Genomic DNA, 25098 nt, shown 5'->3' with positions numbered 1-25098 from the left:
ACGCATTGAAGACGGTGGGGTTCTTCCGGGAACTCGGCCCGGACCCGGTCGAGGTCTATGCTGAGAGCATCCATGCTCACCTGGCTCCGGATCCACTCCCCGACACCGATCGCGTGACAAGCTACCTGCGCGACGGGCACGAGTTGATCGACGTCATGGGCGCAGAGCTGGACGTCCTCGGCAGCGGCCGACACCTCGTCGGCGGGGCGTCGGTCATGACCGACGGCGAATGGATCTGGCGCGACGACCTCCGATTCTACGTGGCCACCTACCACGTACGCCTCCCGGACGACTTCCTCGCCTACATCCGCGCGAACGACCATCACGTTCCTGACCTTCGGATCGGGGATCTTCGCGCGGCGGGCAAGGAAGCGATGCTCATCCTTGGCTACCATCGGCCGCCGGCCGCATCGCTCTACTGAACAGCGTCCACCCGTGACCGGTGGTCGACATCCAGGCGATGAAGCGCATCGCCCAGGCGTTTGGGCTTCGGGGCCGGGCGACGGATGGCGTCGGGCAGCTCAGATTCGGAGACCGGGCCACCCGGAACCGGATCGCCGCACGTCCCCTCGACGCGCCGGCCGAAGACCACGGACCGGGTGTCCCTGACTATCGGTTGCGCACGTAGCCCGGTCGGGCACGCAGGTCACGATCCTGACCGCTCCAGCTGACAGGCACCACCCCTCCGTCGGCACCGCCAGGCGGGGTGACTGCCTCCCGTCGAATAGGGAGCTGAGTCATGTACGACATCACCATGCCCGGTGCGCTCTCGGCGGGGGTGACCACGCCCCAGCCCGGTCCGGTGATCAAGAGAAAAGCGTCAAAGTTGATCTCTACAATGACCCGAATCTCTTGATCACCGGGCCACGCTGGGCCGAGCCGGGCGGGGTTGGAGCCGGATGGGCATGGGGTGGCAGGGGTAGCCGGTGATGTCGTAGACGACTCAGCTCCGTAGGGGCCGGTGCACCGCATCAGCCGTCACGGCCCACAGCTCCCGGTTACACCGGTCGGGCCGGTCGCGCCCAGGCCAACCCCGGTCCGACTAGGCCGTGTTTCGTAGCGGTTGACGGCGTGGCGGTGGTCGCTAATCGAGGAGGTCTCCGGTAGAGTTGGGGTCACGTCCGCGCTGGTGGTGTAAGAGACGGCCATCGCGTGATCCGGTCTGATGCTATGCGGCGATCGGGGTGGGGTCGGGTTGGTCGGTGTCGTGTTGGCTGGTGTCGACGGTGATCAGGCGGGCTTTGGCCAGTAGTTCCAGGCCCATGTAGCGGCGTCCTTCGGTCCATTCATCGGTCTGCTCGGCCAGGACAGCACCGACGAGGCGGATGATCGCCGCCCGGTTCGGGAAGATCCCGACGACGTCGGTGCGCCGGCGGATCTCTTTGTTCAGGCGCTCTTGCGGGTTGTTCGACCAGATCTGACGCCAGATCTCGCGCGGGAAACTGGTGAACGCCAGGAGGTCGTCGCGGGCGGCGTCGAGGTGCTCGGCCGCGGTGGGGAACTTCGCTTCGATCGTCGCCACGACCCGCTGGAACTGGGCTCGGACGGCGTCGGCATCAGGCTGGTCGAAGATCGTGCGCACAAGGGTCGCGATCCACGGCTGCGCCGACTTCGGCACCTTCGTGAGCAGGTTGCGCAGGTAGTGGGTGCGGCATCGTTGCCAGGTGGTGCCGGGCAGGGCTGCGCCGATCGCGGCGACGAGGCCGCGGTGGGCGTCGGAGATGACCAGTTGGACGCCGGAGAGTCCGCGGGCGGTCAGGGATCGCAGGAACGCCAGCCAGCCGGCGCCGTCCTCGTCCGAGGCGACGTCGACGCCGAGGACTTCACGCTGGCCGTCGGCGTTGACCCCGACCGCGACCAGGGCGTGGACGTTGACGGTCCGGCCGTGTTCGCGGACCTTCATGGTCAGCGCGTCCATCCACACAAACGTGTAGTGCGCGGCGTCCAGGGGCCGGTTGCGGAACGCCTCGACCTGGGCGTCGAGGTGGGCGGCCATCTCCGAGACCTGCGACTTCGACAGCTGCCGGATCCCGAGCTGCTCGACCAGCTTCTCCACCCGCCGCGTCGAGACCCCGAGCAGATAACTCGTGGCCACCACCGAGACCAGGGCCTGCTCGGCCCGTCGCCGATGCGTCAGCAGCCAGTCGGGGAAGTAGCTGCCCTGACGGAGCTTGGGGATCGCCAGGTCGATCGTTCCGGCGCGGGTGTCCCACTCCCGAGGCCGGTAGCCGTTGCGCGAGTTGACCCGCTCGTCGCTGCGTTGCCCGTAGCCGGCGCCGCAGATGGCATCCGCCTCGGCGGACATCACCGCCTGCGCGAACGTGCGGATCATCGCCTGCAACACATCCGGCGACGCGCCCTCAATCTGCTCGCGCAGCAGGTCAACAGGGTTCACACTCTCTGAAGCGGCCATCGCGCTCTCTCTTCCTTCTCTGACTTGGTCGTCTTGAAGGATCGACGCGATGGCCGTCTCTCATCTACGCAACACGCCCATCACGGGCAAGTCGTACACCACTCCCGTGGACGCAACCGTAGTTTTGGTTCAGCGACCAAGCTAGAACTTCACACCGGAGACCTCGTGCCGAGCGTAGCGGCAGCGAGGCGACATGACCTGACCGACGTGCAGTGGGCGGTACTCGAGCCGTTGCTGCCTGCGGGAACGGGTCATGCTCGGCCGCGCAGATGGACCATGAGACTGATCATCGACGGGATCCGGTGGCGGGTCCGGACCGGGTCACCGTGGCGGGACGTCCCCTTGCCCTACCCGCCCTGGCAGACCCTGTACCGGTGGTTTCGGCGCTGGCAGCGTGACAGCGTCTGGTCTCGGATTCTCACCTTGTTGCAGGCCAGCGCGGACGCGGCGGGGTTGATCGGCTGGACGGTGAGCGTGGACTCGACCATCAGCCGCGCCCATCACCACGCCGCCGGGGCCCGCCGCGACGGTCAGGCTCAGAAAGAGCCCCCCGGTGGTGTGCAGACCGAACCGGCAGATCACGGGCTCGGCCGGTCGAGGGGCGGCTGGACCACCAAGACCCATCTGGCCTGTGAACAAGGCCGCAAACTGATGGCCGTGGTGGTGACCGCCGGACAACGCGGCGACAGCCCACAGTTCATCCCCGTGCTGGCCAGGATCCGCGTCCCCCGCGCCGGTGGCGGCCGGCCACGGACCCGCCCCGACATGGTGCTGGCCGACAAGGCATACACGTCCAAGGCCAACCGCTCCCACCTGCGATCCCGCAGCATCCGGGCGTGCATCCCGAGCAAGACCGACCAGGACGCGCACCGCAAGGCCAAAGGCTCCAAAGGCGGACGTCCGCCCGCGTTCGACCCCGACCTCTACCGCCTGCGTCACGCCGTGGAGTGCGGCATCAACCAGCTCAAACAACACCGCGCCATGGCCACCAGGTACGACAAACTCGCCGTGCGCTACGAAGCCACCCTCACCATCGCCGCCATCAACCAATGGCTCCGCGCCCTACGAAACACGGCCTAGATCAGGTCGGCTTCGTCGGGGGTGTCAAGCTGCGCCTGGTCGTAGAACCAGCGCAGGTGGTCGAGCAGCGCCTCGCGGGCGTCGGCGTCGGCGAGGACCGTTAACGGAAAGCCCGGCCGCAAAGTCAGCTTGGCAGCGGCGATCCTGACGCCCGGCAACTGGTTCAACCGCTGCCGCAGTTCCTCCCGCAGGGTCACGTCGTCAAACGGCGTGCGGACGCTGAGGTGCTGGAAGACCACCTCGAACTTTCCGCCCGGGTAGATCACGGCCGGCCAGATGCTGCCCAGTTCGTGTTCCCTGCGCCGGGCCATCAGGAAGCAGGATGTCTCCCCGCCGGTGCCGTAGGACAGGGTCCCGCCCAGCGTGGTCCATTCCTCGAGCAGCACGAGCACGGCGGTGGTGACGGCCGGGCTCTGCCGGGCGGTGAGCTGCTCGATGAACCGGTCGGCGTAGGTCCCGCCCTGGCCCGGCCCGGGTCGGGGGGCACGTTCGGGCAGTTCCTCCGGCGTGATGCCGGCGAGCTGCGCCAACTCCTCGACGGTGATGCGCTGGGCCTGGTCGGCGCGGCCGTGCTGGTCGAACGTCACGCCCTCGCCGCGCAGCACGTCGCGCGGGTCGTCGGTGCGGCCGGGTTCAAGCCACTTGAAGTTGCCCGCGACGATCCCGCCGGCCTGGAGCACCCGGTGGGCGTTCAGGGTCGGGTGGTTGGCCAGCCGGTTCCCCACCGGTTGCGGCGCCGTGCCGATCAGGGCGGCCAGGTCACCGTAGGTGGTCCACGAGCCGGCCGGCAGCTCGGCGAGGGCCTTCGCCAGCACGTCCCAGGGCACGTCGGACTGGTTGCCGCTTTCCTCGGTGGGGCCCGGCCAGCTGGTGATGATCCGTTCGGCGAGGGCGTCGGCCCGCGCCAGGATCTCCGAGCGGCCCCACCGCTGCCGGTCGGCGATGTCCCGGCTCAGCTGGACGCCGCTCTTCGCCAGGGCGGTCCGCTTGGCGGCAAACGGCTTGTTGCTCAGCTCCGAGTTGTAGCCGGTGAGGGTCAGGTTGCCCAGGGTGTGCACGAGGGCGTCGTGCGCCTCGCCGGGGGTCTCGTCCGTGTCGAGGTCGGCGGCGAGCATCTGCGCCCACTCTTCGCTGAGGGTCTGCGGCAGCACGTGTTCGATGGTCAGCTTCTCCAGCGCCACCGGCTCCTTGCTGCCGTGGGACTCCTCCAGCCAGCGCAGCACCAGGCTGCGCTGGCTGGCCCGGCCGTTGAGATAGAACGGGATAGTCCGCACCAGGGCACGCAGGCTCGCGTCGGTGGCCCAGTGCTTGCGGCCCGTCGACAGGTACTTCCGCACCGCCTCGTGGACCGGCAGGTCCCGGTCCATCTCGGTGACCACGGCGAGCAGGATGCGGTTGATGTTCATCGTGCTCCGGCCGATCAGCAGCCGCCGGACGAAGAAGCTCTCCAGGTACAGCATCGCGGCGGCGATCTGCTCGGAGGTCGCCGTGCCCTGGTCCCGTCGGTCGAGCAGGTGCAGGAGCACCGGGTAGACGGTGGTGGTGCCCCACGCGCTGAGCCGCTCCAGCCGCTGTCGTACGGCCGGGTCGTGTTCCTCTGCGGGGTGCAGGATCACCCGCAGCAGCGCGCCGAGCCGGCTGAACCGCTGCACCTCGGCTTCGACGTCCGCTTCGGTGCGCAGCTTCTCGAGGCGGGCCTGCTGGGTCGAGTACGTGTCGCTCTGCTTGACCTTCGGATCGCGGTGCACCAGGTCGAGCCAGAAGAGCAGGACCAGCTCCGTCGGGGTGAACCGCTGCTGCAGCGGCAGCCAGAGCGACTCGTAGACGGCCTGTCCCCGGTTGGGCAGCCGCATGAAGATGTAATTGCGCAGCAGGTCGGCCTGGGTGAGCGTCAGCCCGGTGTTGTTCAGCGACTCGAAGATCCGGTAGACGTTGTCGCCGGTTCTGGCGGTGATCGCCACCAACGCCAGGCCGGTGATCACGGCGCTCTCGATCTGCTGGACGGTGATCGGCTCCTCGGCGGCGGCGAGGTTGTTCAGCGCCTTGGCGAAGAACCGGTACGCCCGGCCCACCGCGTTGTCCCCGCCGGCCTGCGGCGTGGACTTTACGCAGGCCACGTACGCGTCCCGGTCGGCCTGGGTGGGGACCAGCTTCAACCAGCGCTGCTCCTCGAACGGGTTGGTCAGGTACTGCTGGTCGAGCCGGAGCCGGTGCTTCGGGCTCACGTGCTCGGCCAGGTGGTCGCGGATGGCGCAGAGCAGGATGGTCAGCGTGGTGAGCCGCTGCTGGCCGTCCACCACGAGGTATTCGGCGACGCCGACCGAGCCCATGGCCGGGCTGGGCGCGAGCACCAGCGAGCCGATGAAGTGGGTGGCGGCCGGGTGGTCGGCCCGGTCCCTGGCGAGCTGGCAGACGTCGTCCCAGATCCGTTCGAACTGAAGCTCGGTCCACGAGTAGGTCCGCTGATAAAGCGGCACAAGGTATTGCCTCGTGCCCTCCAGCAGACCCTGCAACGTGGTTTCCTGCGCCGTGACCATCCCGCACCCGTCCCCTTTGGACCCACCCTTGAGCCGGCAAGACAACCAGATCAGTGCAGCCGGGGGCAACACGCATGGCAGGTTGCCGCGTCGGATAGCCGACAGCGGTTGGCGGTCACCCGATCGGGCGGCGCAATGGGCACGAGCGACCGCACCCACTGACCGAAAGTGCATAGCCAGAAAGGAGCACCGCCGGGCGTTCCGACACATCCCGCAGATTGCATTCGATTAGCTCGAATAAATTAGCTATCCGACCATTGCCGCAACTACCGCAACTCAACGATCCGCAGACATCCATTCACGACATGTCACAGCATTCACGACGCCACACGTCTCAACAACAGAACGATTCCGGGGTGAATATGGCGGCGAATACATTCGATCCCGTATCCATAGATGCAGATCATGACGCCTGAATGCCCTGGGAGGAACGATGTCCACTGAAGCCGACGCGGCGCATTCAGCGCCCGCCCGACCCGCCGGCCCGGAACGGCCGGCGTCGCCACCGCCCGTCGGCGAGCCGGACCACGCCGGCCCGCCCGACCGGCCGCGCACCAGGTTCCGTGGCGACATCGAGGGAATCCGCGCGGTCGCCGTGGTGACGGTGATGCTGTTCCACGCCGGCGTGCCGGCGCTCTCCGGCGGCTTCGTCGGCGTCGACGTCTTCTTCGTCATCTCGGGCTATCTCATCACCACCCAACTGTTGTCCGAACAGAACCGGACCGGCGGGGTCTCGTTGATGGGCTTCTACGCCCGCCGGGCCAAGCGGCTGCTGCCGGCGGCCAACGTGGTGCTGCTGACGGCAGCGGTGTTCGTGTTCCTGATGGTGCCTCGTGGCCGGTGGGGTCAGATCGGCGGCGACATCATCGCCGGGGCGTCCTACCTGTTGAACTGGCGGCTGGCCGAACGCTTCGCGAACCCCGACCCGACGATGCCGCCGTCCCCCGTACAGCATTTCTGGTCGCTTGCCGTCGAGGAGCAGTACTACCTGATCTGGCCGTTGCTGATCCTGCTGGCGGTGGCGTTGGCCAAGGTGTCCGGCGCCCGGGTGAAGCCGGTCCTGGCGACGGCGCTGGGCCTGCTGGCCGCCGGCTCGCTGGCCTGGTCGGTGACCACCACCGTCGGCGCGCAGTCCCCGGCGTTCTTCCAGACGACCACCCGGATCTGGGAGCTGGCCGTCGGCGCGGGCGTGGCCATGTCGGTCGGGGCGTGGGCCCGGCTGCCCAGGCCGGTCGCTGTCGTGCTGGGCTGGGCCGGGCTGGCGGCGGTGCTGGTGGCCTGCCTGTCCTTCACCCCGATGATGGACTTCCCCGGCTACACGGCCGCCCTGCCGGTGCTGGGCACCGCGGCGGTCATCGCGGCCGGCTGCGCCGCCCCGGCCAGGGGCGGGGTGGGGACCGCGCTCGGGGTCGCGCCGCTGCGCTGGGTCGGCGCGCTGTCGTACTCGCTGTATCTGTGGCACTGGCCGATGATCGCGATCGCGGCCACCTACTGGGGACCGCTGTCGACGTCCACCGGGCTGCTGGTGATCGCGCTGTCGACCGTCCCGGCCTGGTTGACCTTCCACTTCGTGGAGAACCGCATCAGATACTCCCGGCGGGTCTCGCAGTCGCCACGGCTCGCCCTGGGCATCGGGGCCGGTTTCTCCGCGCTGGGCGCGCTGGCCGGCGTCGCGCTGCTGCTGGCGGGCTGACCGGGTCCGGCGCCGACCGTCCACCCGGTCGGCGCCGGGCCGACGGCCGCGATGTCAGACCGACGGAAAATGGTACGGCCCAGAATGTCTGATCCTGGCCCGGTCGCTCGTCGGTAGGACGAATGCCGCCCGGCGGCCTGCCGAGCGGTTCCGGCCATGGAGGTTGACATGACGTACGCCTATGACGCGGAGCTGGCGCCGTGGGTGCCGATGCTGCCCGTCCTCGACCTTCGCGACCCGGCCGCCGCGCGCGAGGTCGGACGGGCCATCGCGGCCCAGCTTCCCCCGCCCGACCTGACCGGCCTCACCGTGCTCGACCGCACGGTGCCCGGCCCGGCCGACGCCCCCGCCGTCCGGGTCCGGATCTACACCCCGCAGCCGGCAAGGACGCCGATGCCGGCCGTCCTGCACCTGCACGGCGGCGGCTTCGTGCTCGGCGACCTGGCGCTCGAACACGCCGACGCCGCCGCGTTCGCCACCGGCACCGGGGCCGTGGTGATCGCCGTCGACTACCGCCTCGCGCCGGAGGCGCCCTTCCCGGCGGCGCTGGAGGACAGCTACACGGTGCTGTGCTGGCTGGCCGGCAACACCGACGAACTCGGCGTGGACCCCACCCGCCTGGGCCTCTACGGCCGCAGCGCCGGTGGCGGGATCGCCGCCGGCCTCACCCTGCTGACCCGCGACCGTGGCGGCCCGCGGCTGGCCATGCAGTATCTCGACGTCCCGGTGCTCGACGACCGGCTCGACAGCGTGTCCATGCGCGCCTACGTCGACACCCCAATCTGGAATCGCCCCAGCGCCGAGCTGGGCTGGTCCCACTACCTCGGTGACAGCGTCAGGCCCGGCGACCCGGGCGTGTCGCCGTATGCCGCCCCGGCCCGCGCCGAGGACCTCGCCGGGCTGCCGCCGGCGTTCGTCTCAGGCTGCCAGTTCGATCCGGTACGCGACGAGGGGATGCGCTATGCGCAGCGGCTGGCCCAGGCCGGCGTGCCGACCGAGGCGCACCTGTATCCGGCCACGTTCCACGGTTCGGCGCTGGTGACCGAGGCGGCGGTGTCGCGGCGGATGCAGCGGGACGCGGTGGCCGCCTTCCGTCGGATGCTCTGACCGCCGACGATGGGCATCGAGTCAACTGCCGAAGGAGATGCCACCGTGGATGTCGCGCCTGGACGACCGGGCCGCTGACGTCACCGGAGACCGAGTTCACCACCCCATCCGTATCGGCGGCGAGGGCCGCTTCCACCATCGCCCACCGGTTGCGGAACTCGACGGCGCCGGTGAGGCGTACCGGGTACTTGGCCGGCCCGAGGAGGCCGTGGCCTTCCACCTGTGCGCGGCGACCACCCACTGCCAGCTCGGCGACACCTGGCAGCTGGCCCTGACCCTGGATCGCCTAGCCGCCGCCCTCGCCGAGGCGGACCGCCCCGAGGAGGGGGCGGCAGCCAGGCAGGAGGCGCGAGGCCTGCTCGCCACGTTCGGTGACAGCCGCGCCGCCGCCCTGCTGGACTACCGCGATGCGGTCGGAAGAGACTGAGCCGCGCAGCGGCCGCGTCGTCGGCTGCCGTCCCGGTGGGGCCGGTACGATCGGCGCATGAGCTCAGAGGCGGTTGGCAGGCACATGCCTTCGGTCGTGACGCTCGACGACCTCACCGCGATGATGGCCGCGGATGACCACCACCGATACGAGATCAGCCCCGAGGGTGTCCTGACGGTCGCACCGCCGCCGGGATACGCCCATGCGATCATCGCGACCCGGCTCATGGTGTGGCTCGCCCAGGGCGGCATTCCGGCGGACCGGATCGCCCAGGCCGTCGGGCTGCGCATCCCGGGCCGGCACGGCGGCGTCGGCGGGCGCATCCCCGACCTGGTCGTCTGGAGCAAGGCCCAAGCCGACGGGGTCTGGCTGCCGGTGGCCGACGTGCTCCTCGTCGTCGAGATCGTCTCCCCCGGCTCCGAGGGCATCGACACGGTGACCAAACGCAACGAGTACGCCGCCGCCGGCATCCCGCAATACTGGGTGGTCGACCAGGATCCGGCGCAGACCGTCACCATGCACCGGCTCGACGGCGACCGCTACGCCGTCCGGGCGTCAATGCCGCTCGCCTGGGTCCTCAACGCCAGCCCGGCTGACCACGACCTCGACTGACTGAGCATGGCTGGCTCGCAACACCGGCGCGCCGGGATGACCTGCGCGCGAAGATCAAGGCCGGCATCTACCCGCCAGGGAGCAAGCTGCCCTCCGCGCGCCTCCTGGCCGAGGAGTACGACACGAGCCACATGACCATCCGGCGCGCCCTCGACTCCATGATCGAACGTGACGAGCTGGTCGGCCGTACGGGCATCGGCGTCTTTGTTGCCGACGATTCGGGGCAGAACCCGTAAAATGCCGTCAGGATCCCGAGGCCATGCTCTCGCAGCCTCGCCTGAACGCCTCAGTCCTTGCGGCGGCGAGGCTCTCGAATCCGGGAGAAGACGACGGCGTCAGCGCGCCGGTCGGGGAAGGTGACACTCAAGGTCATCCTCGCGCCAGGGACGGAGGCGAACAGCCCCGTCGGTGAGTGCCACGGCAGGATAGCCAAGCCCCATCCCACCAACGCTACCGCCGCAGCCAACCCCACATCCCCCGGTGATCAAGAGGAAAGTGTCAGGATCGTTCTCCGGGCAGACGCAAACCTCTTGATCACCGAAGATGCGGTCGGGGGTGCGGCGGCCGGGTGCGGGTGATGTCGCATGCGACTCAGCTCCATATGTGCCCCCGGTGTCGGCTGCCATCTTCCACAGACAACGGGAAGGGGCGGCACCGCCGCCCCTTCCCGTACTGCGGTGCACCGCGTCAGGACAGGAACTTGTCCAGGGCCGCCTCGATGGTGCCGCTGTCCGGCGAGGCGTACGACTTCATGGTGACCTTGTTGTACGAGATGAAGCTCGGGCACCGGTTGGCCGGGGCGTTCACGGTGCCGCCGTCGCCGATCTTCTCCGCGGTCTTCGCCGCGTAGAAGGTCATGGTGTAGCGCGACGAGATGTAGGAGATCGTGACCTGCTTGCCGGAGTTGTCCTTGTAGTCGCACTTCTTGGGCGCGCCCTCACTACCCTCGTCGACCTTCAGGCAGGCGACCACCGACACCGACGTGAAGTCGGCCGACTTCGCGTAGTACGGCTTCGCGGAACTGACCGACTTCGTCGACCAGAACGTGGGCCGTTCGATGGAGTTCGCAAAGGTGTACGCCTTCGCGCCGGACGGGCCGCTGTAGGTCGCCGCGTTGAGGATCGGGCTGCCGTCGCACACGCCCGACAGGTCGCTGGAGTAACGCGCCGTCACCGCGTTGTTGTTGTTCGGCTGATCCGGGGACTCGGTCGGCTCGGGGGCGGCCGAGGGCTCCGTGCCGGGCTGGGGGTTGCCGGTGGTCGGGCCCGCCGTCGCGGGGCCGGACGCGACCGGGGTGGGGTCCTCGTCGTCGCCGACGAGGGCGAGCCCGATGCCGGCGCCGCAGATCGCGAGGACGACGACCACGGCACCGGCGGCCAGGCCGATGATCAGGCCCCGGTTCGACTTCTGCGGCGGCGGGATGGGAGCGCCGAACTGCGGCGGCCCCGGCTGGCCGTAGGCGGGCTGGCCGTAGCCCGGCTGGCCGTACGCGGGGTACCCGGCGGGCTGGGCGGGGGCGGGCGGCCCACTCCACGGGGTGACGTTCGGATCCGGCTGCCCTCCGTACGGAGGGTGATTGTTGCTCATCTGAAGCCCTTATCGCTATCGGCGGGTGCCACGGCACGGGATCATGAAACAGGGTAGTGAGCGGCGCAAATTGTCGCCCTCCCGATCGGGGTGGGTGACCGACGTCGATCACGCCACGTCAGGAGTCATGACTTTCCGTGTGGGGCACGCTGCGCTGGCGATTCGCCTCCGATGGGGGAATGGGCCCTTTGGCCGCCGGTTGCGGGTTTCGGGAGCGGGAAACACCTCCTGGTGGTCGGTGGGAGCCGTCCCGCCGAGCAAGCAGTTCGAAGTGTGACGCAGATTACTGAACCGGAGTAGGGGTAGGGCGAAGGCCCGCCGGGAGGGGGCGGGTCAGGACACCGGCTCCCGGACGTCCATGCGTTCCACCAGCCCACCCCGGATGGTGTACAGGTGGTGCACCACCTGGTCGGCCAGCACCTCCCCGTCGAGGGTCCTGACGACCTGGTGCACCTCGACGCAGATCCGCCCGTCGGGCTCCGGGGTGATGGCGCGCGGTTCGACCCGGGGGTCGATCGAGTCGAGCTGACGCCGCCAGTACTCGCGCACCGCCGCCGGGCCGGTGGCGCGTACACCGTCGATCATGTTGGGCCAGTCGACCTCTGGGCTGAGAACGCTGACGATGTCGTCGATGTCGCGGGCGTTGAACGAGGCGTACAGGCGGCGGAGCAGTTCCGTCACCCCCGGTTCCAGATCGGTCGTCATGCCCCGAGTCTGGCAGCCAAGTCCGGCAGATCAAGTGAATCGCATTATCAGCCGATTTCACGTTTCCGGTGTGGCCTTTCGGCCTCGGGGAAGCTGGTCACATCGGGTTCCAGCCGTCGGAGCCCGCGAGATACTTCTGCGGCGTGTAGTTGGCCGCCTGCGCGTCGCTGAGCTGCGGACGGTTGCTGTTGACGCCCGCGCCGGCGCCGGTGTTGCGGTATTCCAGGAACCGGGCGTTCTGCCAGGCGTTGCCGGACATGTCGGTCCAGGGCTGGGCCGTCTTGATGGTGCCACTGAGCGACGACTCCCGGTACAGCACCTGGGCGGTGGGGCCCCACGGCCGGCCGAGGTTGGTGGTGTTGCCGGTCGCGCCGGTGATCGTCGAGCGGTAGATCAGCATCCCGTACGTCTTGGTGGCGGGCGTGCGGGCGGCGGTGATCGGCCCGCCGGTGGACCGCTTCTCGTAGATCGAGGCCCGGTCGAGCACGACGGTGCCACCGCCGAAGATGAAGTCGACGGTGCCCTCCACGTAGGAGTCGACCACGTAGGCGCGGGTGCTGTCGTTGACCAGGAAGGTGTCCTGGTCGCCGAGCAGCCGCACGTTGCGCAGCACCGCGCGGTCGGCGTTGAGGTGCAGCGCGACCGCCTGCTGGTCGCTGTTGTTCCAGTTCTCGACGTAGTCGTTGGAGATCGTCAGGTTCTCCGCGACGAAGTTGGCCCCGTAGACGAACATGCTGGCGCTGTTGAAGGTGCCGTGGGTGGCGGCGTAGTTGTTGTAGACGAGCACGGTGTTCGACGGCGACGAGCCCAGGCCCCGCAGGGTGATGTGGGGCTTGTTGGCCGGCACCGTGACGACCTCGCGGTAGGCGCCCGGCTTGATGGTGATCGTGACCCGGGAGCTGTTGTTCGTCGGCACCGCGTTGATCGCGGCCTGGACGGTGCGGTAGGTGCCGGTGCCGTCGGCCGCCACGGTCGGCGTCCCGGCCGGCGGCGGGGTCGTCGCGGGCGGGGTGGTCGGCGGTGGGGTGGTCGGCGGCGGCGTCGTCGGGGGTGCGGTGGTCGGCGGCGGGGTCGTCGGGGGTGCGGTGGTGGGCGTGGTCGTGCCGGTGCAGGCGGTGCCGTTGAGGGTGAAGACGGTCGGCGCGGGATTGCTGGAGTTGTTCCAGGACCCGTTGAAGCCGACGTCCACCGCGCCGTTGGTCGGGATCGACGCGGTGTAGTCCGCGCTCGTCGCGACCACGTTGCCGCTGGCCGGGCTCGCGGTGAAGCCCCAGGACTGGGTCACGGCCTGACCGGCGGTGAACGTCCAGCCCAGCCGCCACCCGTTGACGGCGTCCCCGAGATTCTTGATCTTGATGGTGGCGCTGAAACCGCCGTCCCACTGGCTGGCCACCGCGTAGGTGACCTGGCAGCCGGCCGCGGCCTGCGCGGAGCCGGTGGTCGCGACGCCCGCGACGACCGTGGTGGCGGTGGTGAGGGCTGCGGCGGCCACCGACAGGACTCGCCGCCGCCTCGACAGAACGTTCACGCTGACTCTCCCCGGGGTCCTGGCCTGCGGGCGGGCCAGCCATCGAGCCTCGCCTATGTCACGGGGGCATATCGTGGCACGTCGCGGACGAGCTGTAAAGCGCTTTCCCCACCTCTTCGCGGTATCCCGGGAGAGCCGGCGGGGCGGTCGCCGCGACCCGCGCGACGACCGCCCCGCCGGGGACGCCACCGGACCGGGCCGTCAGGGCCGGTCGTCGATCGCGAGGTGGGCCGCGACGGTGAGCAGGTGCCACAGCTCCGGTTCGATCCGGTGCGCCGACGGCAGGCCGTAGAAGCGCCGGGTCCCGTACTCCCAGTCGAGGTCGCGGCGGGCCTCGTCGGCGGCGGCGAGCACGGCGTCCCGGCGGATCTCGGCCAGGCGCGTGGACTGCGCCACCAGGTCCCGCAGGATCAGCCCCAACCGTGCCTCGTCGCCGACCTGCTGGTGGGGCAGGCCGCGCTGCGACCGGGTCGTCCAGCCCAGGACGTGATCGCCGCCGTCGGAGGCGAGGATCGGCGACAGCCGCTCGTTGGCCAGGGCCACGGCCGCCGCCCGCAGCAGGTCGGCGTCGCGGCACAGCAGCAGAAGTTCCCCGCCGAGGCGGCCCAGCGGCCGGGCCAGGACGCCGTCGCCGACCAGCTTCTCCGAGTACGCCTCCAGCACCGCCGCGTTCTTCTCCTCTGCGAGCACGTGCGGCGACGGCGGGCTGGCCCGCCGCTGCTCGTAGGAGCGGCGCAGGTCGGTGAAGCCGTCGAAGGCCGCCAGCCGCAGGGAGTGCCGGGAGGCGAACAGCACGATCTTGTCGGTTACCGGTCGTTCCTCGGCCTCGTTGGAGGGGACGATGTCGTTCAGGTCGACCCGCTGCTGACGCAGGAACGCCCACAGGTCGCGGCTGAGCGCCTCACCCGGCGCGCCGGTCGGCGGCAGCGCCGCGAAGGCGTACACCTGCTGCTGCGGCTCGCCGTCGTCGTCCCGGGCCAGGTTGACCAGCCGGCGGTGCTCCTCGTCGTCGTAGTTGACCAGCCAGTCGCTGCCGTCGAGCAGCTCGCGGCCCAACTCGTCGGCCGGCACCCGGGACCGCTCAAGCAGCTCGAACACCGAGATCTGGCGCAGCGGCGCGATCAGCGGGCGGGCCCGGTCGCGCAGCGCCCGCACCACCGCCGCCGCCGGGCTCCCGGGCGTCGACGTCGACGCCAGCGCCAGCGTCGCCCCGCCCTCGGCGAGCGACACCCGCCAGGCCAGCGCCGAGGCCACGTCGGCCAGCCGGGGCCGCCGGCGCTCCCGGTCGGCGCCGCCCACCGACCGGTCGTACAGCCAGGCCTCGGTGTGGTGGTCGTCGACGGCGGGCACGACCCGGCGCAGCGGGAAGCGCTCGGCCTGCCGCCGCTCGTTGCGGACGTCCTCCATGGCCAGGCGCACGACGCGCGTCGCGTCGTCCACCGCGTCCCGCCAGCCCTGCGCCTCCTTGCGGACGACCGCGACGGTCTGCGTCATGCGCTCCAGCATCAGCAGCGTCCGCAGCTGGCAGTCGTGCTGGTAGTGGGCGGTCAGCAGCGCCTGCTCGGCCGCCAGGTAGTCGAGCTGGTGCCGGCCACGGCGCAGGCCCCGGTCCTCGCGGACCCGCTCCTCGGCCTCGTCCCGCGCGGCCTTGGCGACGCCGGGATCCGCGCGGGGGGCCTGCTCGACCCGGCTGCGGAACAGGTCGAGCCGCTGCTGCACCCGGTCCAGGAAGGCCAGCCCGCCGCGCGGGCCGCCGTCGCGCCGGGACATGATCCGGGCCACCGCGCCGCGCAGGGCGATCCCCCACTGCCGGTCGGTCTCCCGGGCGTGGTGGTCGGCCACCGGGTGCCACTGCTGCTGCGTCTTGAGGGTCAGCGGCGCGTTCTGCTCGCCCCAGAACATCCGCAGCGTCTCCTGGGTGGCGTCGACGACGAACTGCCCCCGGTGGTCGGTCCGCATCGGCCGGATGTCCTCGAAGGGCAGGCGCAGGTTGGGCAGGTCCGGCAGGCGGGGGCCGCCGCCGGGGGCGGTCAGCCAGCCCGACGACGGCGCCAGCAGCCCCTCCCGCGCCGGCTCGCTGTCGAGCTCCTGGAGCACCGGCGGCGGCTGCGCGCCCTCGGCGTCCCGCTCGTCGGTGGCCCCGGAGAGGAACTGGTCCACCTCCGGGCCCAGGTCGCCGACGGCGGTGGGCAGCGCGGCCAGCACGTCGGCGGCGGCCCGGTCGACCAGGCCGCGGATCACCGGCTCCCAGGCGTACTCGACGAGGTAGACGCCGAAGGTGGAGTAGAGGTCCGTCGCGCCGCGCGTGTACTTCTTCGCATTGACCCGGTAGCTGCTGAACGCGGGCCCGACCGTCGGCAGCAGGTGCGCGTAGACGGCGTCGGCGACCGCGACGGGGCAGACGGCCTCCGTGTCGTACGCCGGCAGGTGCCGGCCCGACGAGCGCGACCGGCGGCCGTCGATGAAGTACGTGTACTGCGCCGGCGCGGCGGTCATCTCGTGCCGGTTCCGCGCCGACCAGCGGAACTCCGCCGGGTGGGCGCGGTCGCTGTTCATCAGGCGGTCCAGTTCGCGCAGCAGCGCGTACCCGTTGGCCTCGCTGCGGGTGCGCTGCGGCCCGTCGAGCCGCCGCCGGAACGCGCCCGAGAGCACGCAGAACAGCGTCACGGTGAACCCGCCGCCGTGCTCCTGGCGCAGCTTCTGGAGGTACGCCAGCACGTCGAGCAGGATGCCCGCGCCGGTGCCGCCCGCCGTCGAGCTGACCACGTAGATGTTCGGCATGCTGTCGGCGTCGACGAGGGTGAGCTGGTCGAGCGCGTCCTCCAGCCGCTTCGTCACCGGCGTCGCGCCCAGCACGTCGGAGAAGAACGCCAGCCGGCCGAACGACCGGATCTGCCCGGCGCCCTCCACCAGGAAGGACAGGGCCTCGTCGTCGCGGATCTCCCGCGCGTCCTGCGGCCCGAACCACGGCACGACGGTGGGGTAGAACTCCTGCGCGACGTCCCGCCCCTGCCGCACCTTGTCGATCATGGAGCGGACCGAGCCGTCCAGGTACAGGTCCTCGGTGTCGACGTCGAGGCTCACGCCGTCGACCTGGGGGCGCGTGCGCCGGTCCACGTCGAGGGCGCGCAGCAGGACGGGCCAGTCGTAGGGGCGGCCCGCCGTCCGCTCCGACGCGCCCGGGTCGAGGCGCAGGTCCTGCCAGCGCTGCTCGACCGCGAGCCGGTGCTTCAGGTGGGCGGCGGCGATGCTCCCGGTGCCGCCGAGCCCGATCACCAGTGCTGGGAGCACGATGTCCTCCATGTCCGCCGTGAGGCTGTGGTCAGGGTTGGTAGGTGAAGGTCGTGCCGTCCGCGGCCGACACCGGCTGCCGGGGCCGGCACACCACGCGCTGCCGGCGGCCCGCCCGGCGGTAGTCGACGTGCAGCACCAGCTCGGTGCCGCTGCCCACCGTCCGGCGTCGCCGCTGCGCCCGGACCGTGCCCGTGCCCTGCGTGCCGCCCCGGCCGTGGGCCGCCGGGAAGCGCACCCTCCGGCCGGTGAGCAACTGCCGGTACGGCGCCGCCGCGCCCGGCTCGGCCACCAGCAGGTGCCCGCCGCCCATCGGCTTCCAGCGCCGCCGGCGCAGCGTCACCACCAGCGCGACCAGCGCCACGAGCGCGAGCCCGGCCACGACCACCAGCCAGACGGGGATCCCGCTCGCCGTCCTGGCCCCGGCCGCCCGCGCGGTCACCGGCTGCGGGGCGAACTCCAGGCCCAGGTCGCGGTCGATCACGTCCCGCCAGGGTGAGTCGACGGTGCCCACCAGCCGGACCTCGCCGTCGGTGGTGCGTTCGCCGCCGACCCAGGTGCCGGGCAGGGCCTGCGGCCGGAGCCGGACGGTGACCCGCTGCTCGGGCGCGCCCGGGTCGAGGGTGACCTGCGCCGGATCGGCCGTTCCCGTGACGCGCAGGCCGTCCACCTCGACGGTCAGGTCGCGGACGGTCAGCGGGACCCGGGTGGCGGCGCTGCGGATGCGGGCCACCACGTCGACCGGCGCATCGCCGACCACGACCGACGGCGGTTCCAGGGTGATCGTCGCGGCGAGCCGGTCCCGGGCCACGTACGCGGCGGCCTTCTCCACGGCGATCCGGTCCCGCACCCGGCCGAGGTAGTCGCCCACCTGTTCCGGGGGCAGGTCCATCAGCACCGTGTCGTCGAAGACCTCGTCGAGCAGGCGCACGTCGGTCCGGCCGGTCAGCGGGACGCCGAGGGCGCGCACCGAGCGGCGCTCCTCCACCGCACGCGCCCGCTTGCGCAGGTCGGCGAAGGCGTCGTCGCCCGAGCGCGCGTACCTCGACCCCGGCGGCGGGTCCTGGACGCCGTCGGTGAGCATGATGACCGTCGCCGGGGCGGCCTCGCCGGGCTGCTCCACGATCTGCAACGCGGCATCGATCGCCGCGCCGATGTCGGTCCGCTGCCCCTCGGCGCGGGGCGGCAGGCGGTCCAGGACGCCCGCGCCGTTCGCGCCGATGTCGCCGCTGAACACGGGACCGGGGCTCCCGGCGAACGCGATCAGGTGCAGCCGGTCCACCGGGGCCAGGCCGTCGAGCAGCGGGCGCAGCGCCGCCCGCGCGTCGGCGTACAGGTCGCGCCGGCCGTCCTGCATGGACGCCGAGACGTCGAGCAGGACGACGTAGTCGGCGGGCAGGGTGTCGACGCGCAGGCTGCGCAGGACCTCCGGCAGGGTGGCCTGGTCGGGGGCGGAGCCGGCGCGGGCGGGCGCGCCGACGACCGTGAGCAGCGCCAGCAGGCAGGCCGCGAGCGCGGACCGGACGGCACGTCTCGGCATTGGGCTCCTCCTTCTAGTGCGTGGCGCCGTACACGACCCGGCCGGGCTTGTCGCCGAGCTCGGTGCCGCGCAGGTGGGGCCGTAGGCAGTCGAGGACCAGCCCGTCCGACTCGGACGCGCTGGTGAGGCGCACGTCGTCGCGGCCGTCGGTCAGCCCGTTGTTCTTGGCCTCGGCGTACCGGCCGGCGATCTCGGTGATCACCACGTGGGGCGCGTGTTCGGCGGCGACCTCCCGCACGAACCGGACCGTCTCGTCGCGCAGCCGGTGCCACCAGCTGTCCGGCGCGACGAGCGGACGGTGCACCACCATGCGCAGCCCCTCGGCGAGTTGGGCGGCCCGCAGCACGCACCGCTCCGTCTCGCCCCAGGCGACCGCCTGGCTGAACTTCGCCAGCCGCTCGGTGAGCAGCTCGGTGTAGCCGACGCCCTCGTGCGGGTCCCGCAGCGGCGTGAGCTGCCAGGTCCGGGCGCTGTGCGCGGCCTCGTCGGCCGCGGCCAGCCAGCTCATCTGATGGGCGAGCCCGGCGGCGAGGTCGTGGCCCGGCTCGTTGCCGGACAGCGGCGCGGCGACGCCGCCGGACTTCGACGCCCGCGGGTCGGCCAGGACGCCGGGGTAGCGCCCACACGCCGGCACGAGGACCCGGCCGGGCACCGTGGCCGGCGCGGGGACCCGCTGCCAGTTCTCGGCCGGCTCCAGCCAGTACGCCGGGGCGGCGGAGCGCATCCGGGCCGTCCAGAGCGCCTCCAGCGCCGGGGGCAGCCGCAGTAGGCTCAGGTGGAACGCCCGCCACCGGTCGACGAGCTCGAAGCCCGCGGGGACGGGCCGGCCGCCGGTCCAGCGGCGCACCTCCGCCTCGTCGGCGAACTCCACGAAGACCTGCTCGATGGCCCGGCGTACCTGTTCGCCGGCCTCGCGGACCTCGGGGGCGACGGGCCGGGCTCCCGGCACCGCCCAGCCGTCCACGTCCGGTCGGTGCGGCGTGCCCCCGCCGGTGGCCGGCGTGCCGGCCACGGCCCCGTCGTCACCGGGCGGGACGGCCCGGCCGGTGACGATGCCGACGGCCGGATCGGCCTGCCGCGCCGCCTGCGCCGCCGCAGCCTCCGCCGCCGCCGGCTCCGTCAGCGGGGCCGGGGCCGGCCGGCGGTCCAGGCGGGACACCAGGCGGCGGTACAGCTCGGCGACACACTGCCACATCTCGTCCTCCTCGCCGGGGACGCCGCGGCGGGCCCGGTCCATCGCGGCCCGCAGGAGCCCCTCCTGCATGACCCCACCGAGCCGGGTCACGTGTTCCCGGAACAGCTCGGCGTGGCGGCCCTCGGCGCACAGCACGGTGGCGAGCAGCTCCTCGAAGGGCACGTCGGTGCGGTGGGTTCCGCTGTCGGTCACTGGGTCTCGTCCGTCCATCAGTGGGTCCCGTCGAACGGGTTGTCGTGGTCGTCGGCGTCGAGCTGCGGCGCGCCGAGGCGCACCCGGAGCACCACACCGGGGTGGGTCTCCACGTCGAGCGGGTCGTCGGTGGTCCACCGGGGCGGGTCGCCGGCGTGCACCCGGACGACACCGTCGGCGTCCAGGCTCACCAGGTGCGGACCCCGCGCCCCGGGCACCGCCGACAGCGTCCCGACGAGGTGGTCCCGGCCGTCGTCGGTGCGGTAGAGCAGGCCCCACCGGCCGTCGTCGCCCGGCGGCGGCAACGCGCCGACGCCGAGCACCCCGGCGCGGGTCTCGCCATGCTCGTCGACGAACGTCTCCCGGGCCGGGGCCGCGTCGGCGCCCCGCAGCGCGGGGCGGGGCGGCGTCTCCCGTGCGCCGGCCACGTGCAGGCGGTCGGCGTGCGCCGTGGCGTCGGCGACGTCGCCCCGCAGCTCCGCGGGCAGCCGCGGGGCCGGCTCCGCGCGGTCGATCCGCAGGTACGGCCGTTCCCCGCGCCACAGCAGCAGGTCGAGGTTGCCGGCCGCGTCGACCTCGATGCCGGCCCGGATCTGGCGCGGCCAGAGCCGCCGGTCGAGCCGCCGGGACGCGCCCGACTCCGCGAGCCGGGAGTCGAGCTCGCTCCACCGGAACACCCCCCACGGCACGGGCTGCCCGCCGTCGACCTCCCGCCGGATGATGCACCGGTCGCCGAGCGGGCCGATCGTGGCGAAGGCGCGCAGGCTGCCGTCGGCCTGCTCGCGCAGCGGGGTGCCGGCGGGCAGGAGCACCCGCCCCTGGTCGGCGCGCCCGGCCATGCTCAGCGCGCAGGGCAACGCCTGGAGCATGTTGTCGACCTCGACGGCGACCTCCGTGGCGCCCTGGCGCAGCAGTTCCTCGTCGGCGTCGGGAGCGCCCAGGGAGGCCAGCGACGCCGCCCACGCCGCGCCCATCGACGCCGCGTTCTTCGCGTACGTCCGCTCCACCACGACCCGCACCGGCGGCTCGCCGCGCCGGCTGCCGGCGGCCAGTTCCCGGCCGACGACGTCGGCGGCGAGGGCGAGCTGACTCGCCTTGCCGGTGAGGATGACCCGGTCGAGCCGGTCCGCCCCGTCCAGGCGGGCGCGGGCGAGACCGGCGGCGAGCCGGCTGACCTCCACCAGCATCGGCTCGGTCACCTCGACGAAGTGCGCGTAGGACAGTTCGAGCGGCCCGCCGCCGATGCCGGGGGGCAGCTTCGCCGGCACGCCGTCGGCCCGGCTGACGATGTCCTGCACCACGTCGGCGGGCAGCCGGAACGGGCGGCCGGGCGCGACGTCGATCTTCGCGCGTTCGGCGAGCTCCCAGAGGTCGCCGAAGGTCCGCTCCCGGCCCTGCGGGCTGCCGGCGACGCCGGCGGTGCGGGTGCCGAGCACCCGCTCCACGTTGTCGCGGAACCGCCGGCCGGCGGGCCCCTCGGGGACGGCGGTGTCCCGGCGCAGGGCACCCAGCGCCTGACGGACGAGCCGGCCCGGCACGTACCGGCCGTTCTCGCGGCAGGACGCGTCGAGGCCGGCGGTGACCGTGTCCTGCCACTCGCGCCAGGCCCCGGCCTCGCCGAGCTGGTCGGCGCCGGTGTGCCCGGTGGTGAGCAGGTGGTCGGCGATGATCGCCTTGAGCAGGTGGAAGACCTGGAGGGTGAGGAAGTCCCCGCCCCGCCGGGCCCGCCCGCTGGTGCCGCGCAGCTGGGGCAGCAGCCGGTAGTAGCGGCCCGTGGTGCCCGGTTCGGCCCCCGGCAGCGGCGGCGTCTCGTCGCGCAGGTGGACGGTGACGAGCGCGATGTCGGTGGTGCCGCCGCCGATGTCGACGACGAGGGAGTTCTCGATCCAGTGCCGCTGCCCGCCGGGGACCGGGCGGAACCGGGCCCGCAGGGCCTCGATGCCGATGGCGTAGTTGGCGCCGAGGTCACGCATCAGGAAGAAGAGCGCGGCGGAGATCGCCTCGTCGTAGCGCAGGTCGGCCTCGCCGACGCCGAGCACGTCGGTGAGGACCCGCGCCAGGCGTTGCCGGGCCGACGGCGGGGCCATCGTCGGGTAGGTGGCCACGACCTGATCGACGTGGCCGCTCTCCAGCCGGTCCGGGTGGGCCCGGGTGAACTCGTCGGTGCGGTCGAGCAGGAAGCCGAAGGCCCCGCCGAGCAGCGCCTCCACGTCGACGGTGCGGTCGTCGTCGCGCAGCGCGACGCGGAAGGCGGGGTCGTCCAGGTGGTGCTTGAGGCCCCGTACGGAGGCCAGCGGGGTGCCGTCGCCCAGTGGCGGCCCGAGGCGCACGCGCAGCTCCGGGTCGACGGCGGTGACGTCGAGCCGGCTCGGGACCTCCTCGGCCTCGATCGCGCTGTCCAGCCGCACCGGGAACAGGCAGTGGTGTTCCAGGGCCGGGGTGGCGAAGGCGGTGTCGTAGCAGTGGTGCAGGCGTCCGGCGAGCCAGGCCGAGAAGGGGGCGGTGCCGCCGGGTTGGGCCAGGTCGAGCGCCAGCAGCACCCGGTGCAGGAGGCCGCCTCCGGCGGCCTCGTCGCTCTCGACGGCCTCGACGAGACCCTCGACGTCGGTGCCGGTCAGGTCGCCGGCGATCCGGTCGCGCAGGGCGGCCCACTCGGCGCGGCACGCCCCGGCGCGGGGCGTGGCGAGCTCGTCGTCGGCGGGCTCGGCGCGCAGCAGGGCCACGGTCTCCCGGCACAGGACGGCCCGCTGGTCGGCCGGCATCGGCAACTGCGGCGGCGGCCGGTACGGGTCGTAGAGGGTGACGGTGGAGTTGGTGGTGCCGAAGTCGACGGCGGCCAGCCCGCCGTGCCGGTCGGGGAAGCGGCGCACGCCCGGCCGGATCCGCCGCCCGACGCCGGGCGGGCGGGGGTCCTCGCTGCTCATCTGCCCTCCTCGGCGGTGCGGGACATCCGGTTGTCCTCCTCGGCGCGCGACGACAGGTCGTCCTCCTCCAGCAGGGCCTCCACCCGCCGGGCGAGGACCTGCGGGGGGTCCGGCTCGACGCCGGGGTCGACGCCGGCCAGGGCCCGGATCTCCGCGTCGGTGCGGGGCAGGGCGGCGCGCAGCTCCCGCAGCGCGTGGCGGATGGCGTCGACCCGGCGGGCCTGTTCCACGGCGAGGCCCTCGACGGCCAGCCGCCGGACGGCCTCGACCAGTTCGCGGCGCACCCGCATGACGGTCGCCTGGTGCCAGCCGGGCCCGTGCGGGTCGTGCCAGGGCAGGGGCCGGTCCGGCGCGAGGGGGAACGCCTGGCGCGCGGCGTCGGCGTCGGCGGGCGGTGCCCCGTCGGCCGGGCCGGCGTGGGTCAGCCAGTCGAGCTGCACGGCACGCCGCAGCGTGGTCAGCGCCGCGTCGCGGCCGTCCCCGTCCCCCCGCTCGCGGGCCGGTTCGACGTCGTCGAGCAGCACGGCCTTCAGCGGGCCGAGCCGTGGGGAGCGGCGCTGCCGCCAGGCGGCGACGGTCGCGTCGACGACCTCGCCGACCACCGACGGCAGTTCCCGCAGGGTCGCGCGGAACGTCGCCTCGAACACGTCGGGGCGCGCGGGCGGATCCTCCCGGTCGAACCCGTCGCCGGGCTGCACGTGCTGCTCGGCGACGGCCGCGAACAGGACCGACCACTGCGGCCACGCGTGGACCCGGGCCACCACCCGCTGGGTGACGGCGTCCCGCGGGGTCATCCCCCCGTCGAGCCGGGCTTCGGGGCCGGCGACGCCGCGCCCCACGTCGTCGATCAGCGCGGTGAGTTCCGTGCCGATGCGGCCCACCAGGTCGCGCAGCCGCTCCTGCGCGGCCGGGGGCGGCGGTGGGGCGGCGGGGGGCTCCTCGTCGAGCGCGGCGACGGTGGCGCGCAGCACCCGGCGCAGGTCCAGGTGGGCCGCGTGGGCCCGGGTGGCGCGCGCCGCCCGGCCGGCGTCGCGGCCCGCGCCGAGCAGGGCGGCACGCAGGTCGTCGGCGGGGACGGGCGCTCCGGCGCGCAGCGCCGCGCTGCCCGGCCCGGTCAGGACGGTCAGCTGGGGGTACCCCCGCACGGCCCGCTCGGCGTCGCCCCGCGCCCCCGGCAGGAGCACGGCCGCGCTGGCCGCGCCGAGTTCGTCCTCGATCAGCAGGTCGGCGCGGCCGGTGCGCAGGTGGGGGGCGAGCACCGGCAGGTCGATCAGGTCCAGGGGCTCGTCGGCCAGCGGCCACCGGTCGTGCGGCACGTCCACCTCGACGGTCACCCGCCGCACCACCGGGAAGACCCGGTGCAGGACGCTCTCGGTGAGTTCGGTGCCGGGCTCGTACGGGCCGGGCGCGGTGGCGTCGGGGAACGGCGCGACACCGCCGGCCGCCCCGCCGACGTGGAACGGCATCGTCGCCTGGTGGACGGCGTCGAGTCGCGCCGGGACCCCCTCGACGCCGAGCAGGTGTTCGGCGAAGACCTCGGCCCGGTGCAGCGCGACGAGTTCGGTCAGGCCGGCGCGGCACCGCGCGTCGGCGGCGGGCCAGAGCCGCCGGGCCTGCGCCAGCGCCTGCGGCCAGTCGGCGGCCGACGCGGGCCCGTCGCCGAGCCGGTCGAGCAGCCGGGACCGGCAGCGCGCGATCCCGGCGCGGTCCAGGAAGGACACCGAGACGGCACGGACCGCCGCCCGTTCCCGGGCGACGGCGCGCAGGCGCACCGCCGTGACGTACCCGAGGGTGGACCGCCGCGGGGTGAGCGCCGGCGCGCCCCCGCCGAGCAGCGGCGGCCACAGGTGGTGGCTGACGACGTGGTCGTCGTCGCCCTCGGCCAGCAGGGCGACGGAGACGGGCGCCTGCGCGACGCGCACGACCCGCTCCGACGCCGCCCGGGCGGCGTCGGCGTGCGGGCCGCCCGGCAGGGCCGCGGTGACCGCGGCGAGCAGGCGCTCGGCGCGCTCGCGGGTCCGCACCGCGGGGTCTGTGCGGTGTGTCGGCACGGGTGTCCTCCGGTCAGGGGTACGGTCGGCCAGCCGTCGTCCGGCCAGCGTCGGGCCACCGGCGATCGGGAGAGGGCGCGGGACGATCGGGAGGTGACGAGGGGAATTGCCGCGCCTCGGCGTCGGCGTGGCCCGACTGTAGTCGGGCACCGGGAATTGTCAGTGTCAGCCTTCGGACACTTTTTCGCCGCTGTCGAGGAAAAGCCGCACGGCCCC

17 protein-coding genes are annotated in these 25098 nt (G+C 72.7%); 7 read left to right on the top strand and 10 right to left on the bottom strand.

The annotated features are described in order from the left end of the window. The first annotated feature begins 5 nt into the window (after positions 1-5). On the top strand, positions 6-422 hold the full coding sequence (locus O7633_RS00455) for a hypothetical protein (RefSeq protein WP_282325288.1): 417 nt from the start codon (positions 6-8) through the stop codon (positions 420-422). A 746-nt stretch (positions 423-1168) separates the two neighbouring features. Here O7633_RS00455 and O7633_RS00450 read toward each other — a convergent pair. Next, positions 1169-2413: an IS256 family transposase gene (locus O7633_RS00450; RefSeq protein WP_282325287.1), complete on the bottom strand. Its 1245-nt coding sequence runs from the start codon at positions 2411-2413 to the stop codon at positions 1169-1171. 165 nt (positions 2414-2578) lie between these two features. On the opposite strand from O7633_RS00450, the gene O7633_RS00445 reads away from it, so the two are divergent. Beyond that, on the top strand, positions 2579-3493 hold the full coding sequence (locus tag O7633_RS00445) for an IS5 family transposase (protein WP_282325286.1): 915 nt from the start codon (positions 2579-2581) through the stop codon (positions 3491-3493). Here the strand turns inward: O7633_RS00445 and O7633_RS00440 are convergent. Further along, positions 3490-6030 (bottom strand): DUF262 domain-containing protein, encoded by a 2541-nt coding sequence (locus O7633_RS00440; protein WP_282325285.1) that lies wholly within the window; start codon positions 6028-6030, stop codon positions 3490-3492. The genes O7633_RS00445 and O7633_RS00440 overlap by 4 nt on opposite strands. Before the next feature lie 433 nt (positions 6031-6463). On the opposite strand from O7633_RS00440, the gene O7633_RS00435 reads away from it, so the two are divergent. The 5 genes from O7633_RS00435 (at position 6464) to O7633_RS00415 (ending at position 10105) form a co-directional block, all read left to right on the top strand. Next, a complete protein-coding gene (locus O7633_RS00435) occupies positions 6464-7723 on the top strand; it encodes an acyltransferase (RefSeq protein WP_282325284.1) in 1260 nt (419 codons plus the stop codon). Positions 7724-7891: 168 nt separating this feature from the next. Next, the gene (locus O7633_RS00430; RefSeq protein WP_282325283.1) at positions 7892-8830 is read left to right on the top strand and encodes an alpha/beta hydrolase; all 939 of its coding nucleotides are present in this window, start codon (positions 7892-7894) and stop codon (positions 8828-8830) included. Between the two features lie 49 nt (positions 8831-8879). Beyond that, a complete protein-coding gene (locus O7633_RS00425) occupies positions 8880-9257 on the top strand; it encodes a hypothetical protein (protein ID WP_282325282.1) in 378 nt (125 codons plus the stop codon). Positions 9258-9341: 84 nt separating this feature from the next. Further along, a complete protein-coding gene (locus O7633_RS00420) occupies positions 9342-9869 on the top strand; it encodes a Uma2 family endonuclease (RefSeq protein WP_282325281.1) in 528 nt (175 codons plus the stop codon). Further along, positions 9866-10105 (top strand): GntR family transcriptional regulator, encoded by a 240-nt coding sequence (locus O7633_RS00415; protein ID WP_282328702.1) that lies wholly within the window; start codon positions 9866-9868, stop codon positions 10103-10105. Before O7633_RS00420 ends, O7633_RS00415 begins: the two co-directional genes overlap by 4 nt. A 451-nt stretch (positions 10106-10556) precedes the next feature. Here O7633_RS00415 and O7633_RS00410 read toward each other — a convergent pair whose 3' ends face one another. From O7633_RS00410 to O7633_RS00375, 8 genes are all read right to left on the bottom strand, one after another. Continuing rightward, positions 10557-11456 (bottom strand): hypothetical protein, encoded by a 900-nt coding sequence (locus tag O7633_RS00410; RefSeq protein ID WP_278134451.1) that lies wholly within the window; start codon positions 11454-11456, stop codon positions 10557-10559. 333 nt (positions 11457-11789) lie between these two features. Further along, a complete protein-coding gene (locus tag O7633_RS00405; protein WP_282325280.1) occupies positions 11790-12161 on the bottom strand; it encodes a nuclear transport factor 2 family protein in 372 nt (123 codons plus the stop codon). Positions 12162-12258: 97 nt separating this feature from the next. Beyond that, positions 12259-13689 carry a pectinesterase family protein gene (locus O7633_RS00400; protein ID WP_282325279.1) on the bottom strand — a complete coding sequence of 477 codons (1431 nt, stop codon included), beginning with the start codon at positions 13687-13689 and terminating at the stop codon, positions 12259-12261. A 201-nt stretch (positions 13690-13890) separates the two neighbouring features. After that, entirely contained in the window at positions 13891-16980 is a 3090-nt protein-coding gene (locus O7633_RS00395) for a tubulin-like doman-containing protein (RefSeq protein ID WP_282325278.1), read from the bottom strand. 31 nt (positions 16981-17011) lie between these two features. After that, the gene (locus tag O7633_RS00390; protein ID WP_282325276.1) at positions 17012-18520 is read right to left on the bottom strand and encodes a vWA domain-containing protein; all 1509 of its coding nucleotides are present in this window, start codon (positions 18518-18520) and stop codon (positions 17012-17014) included. Between the two features lie 13 nt (positions 18521-18533). Then, positions 18534-19907 (bottom strand): hypothetical protein, encoded by a 1374-nt coding sequence (locus O7633_RS00385; protein ID WP_282325275.1) that lies wholly within the window; start codon positions 19905-19907, stop codon positions 18534-18536. A gap of 17 nt (positions 19908-19924) precedes the next feature. Further along, entirely contained in the window at positions 19925-22831 is a 2907-nt protein-coding gene (locus O7633_RS00380; protein ID WP_282325274.1) for a hypothetical protein, read from the bottom strand. Continuing rightward, positions 22828-24855, bottom strand: coding sequence for a hypothetical protein (locus tag O7633_RS00375; protein WP_282325273.1), 2028 nt, complete (start codon positions 24853-24855; stop codon positions 22828-22830). The genes O7633_RS00380 and O7633_RS00375 overlap by 4 nt, the downstream gene beginning before the upstream one ends. Positions 24856-25098: the final 243 nt, after the last annotated feature.

Origin of the sequence: Micromonospora sp. WMMD712 (assembly GCF_029581295.1) — a bacterium.
GTDB lineage: Bacteria > Actinomycetota > Actinomycetes > Mycobacteriales > Micromonosporaceae > Micromonospora > Micromonospora carbonacea.
Note: the sequence above shows the minus strand (reverse complement) of the source record. Positions and strands in the feature narration are given on the sequence as shown.

Coding starts and splice junctions, on each gene's coding strand:
- O7633_RS00450 (WP_282325287.1), bottom strand. CDS start 2,413: ATGGCCGCTTCAGAGAGTGTGAACCCTGTTGACCTGCTGCGCGAGCAG.
- O7633_RS00440 (WP_282325285.1), bottom strand. CDS start 6,030: ATGGTCACGGCGCAGGAAACCACGTTGCAGGGTCTGCTGGAGGGCACG.
- O7633_RS00435 (WP_282325284.1), top strand. CDS start 6,464: ATGTCCACTGAAGCCGACGCGGCGCATTCAGCGCCCGCCCGACCCGCC.
- O7633_RS00430 (WP_282325283.1), top strand. CDS start 7,892: ATGACGTACGCCTATGACGCGGAGCTGGCGCCGTGGGTGCCGATGCTG.
- O7633_RS00425 (WP_282325282.1), top strand. CDS start 8,880: ATGTCGCGCCTGGACGACCGGGCCGCTGACGTCACCGGAGACCGAGTT.
- O7633_RS00420 (WP_282325281.1), top strand. CDS start 9,342: ATGCCTTCGGTCGTGACGCTCGACGACCTCACCGCGATGATGGCCGCG.
- O7633_RS00410 (WP_278134451.1), bottom strand. CDS start 11,456: ATGAGCAACAATCACCCTCCGTACGGAGGGCAGCCGGATCCGAACGTC.
- O7633_RS00405 (WP_282325280.1), bottom strand. CDS start 12,161: ATGACGACCGATCTGGAACCGGGGGTGACGGAACTGCTCCGCCGCCTG.
- O7633_RS00390 (WP_282325276.1), bottom strand. CDS start 18,520: ATGCCGAGACGTGCCGTCCGGTCCGCGCTCGCGGCCTGCCTGCTGGCG.
- O7633_RS00380 (WP_282325274.1), bottom strand. CDS start 22,831: ATGAGCAGCGAGGACCCCCGCCCGCCCGGCGTCGGGCGGCGGATCCGG.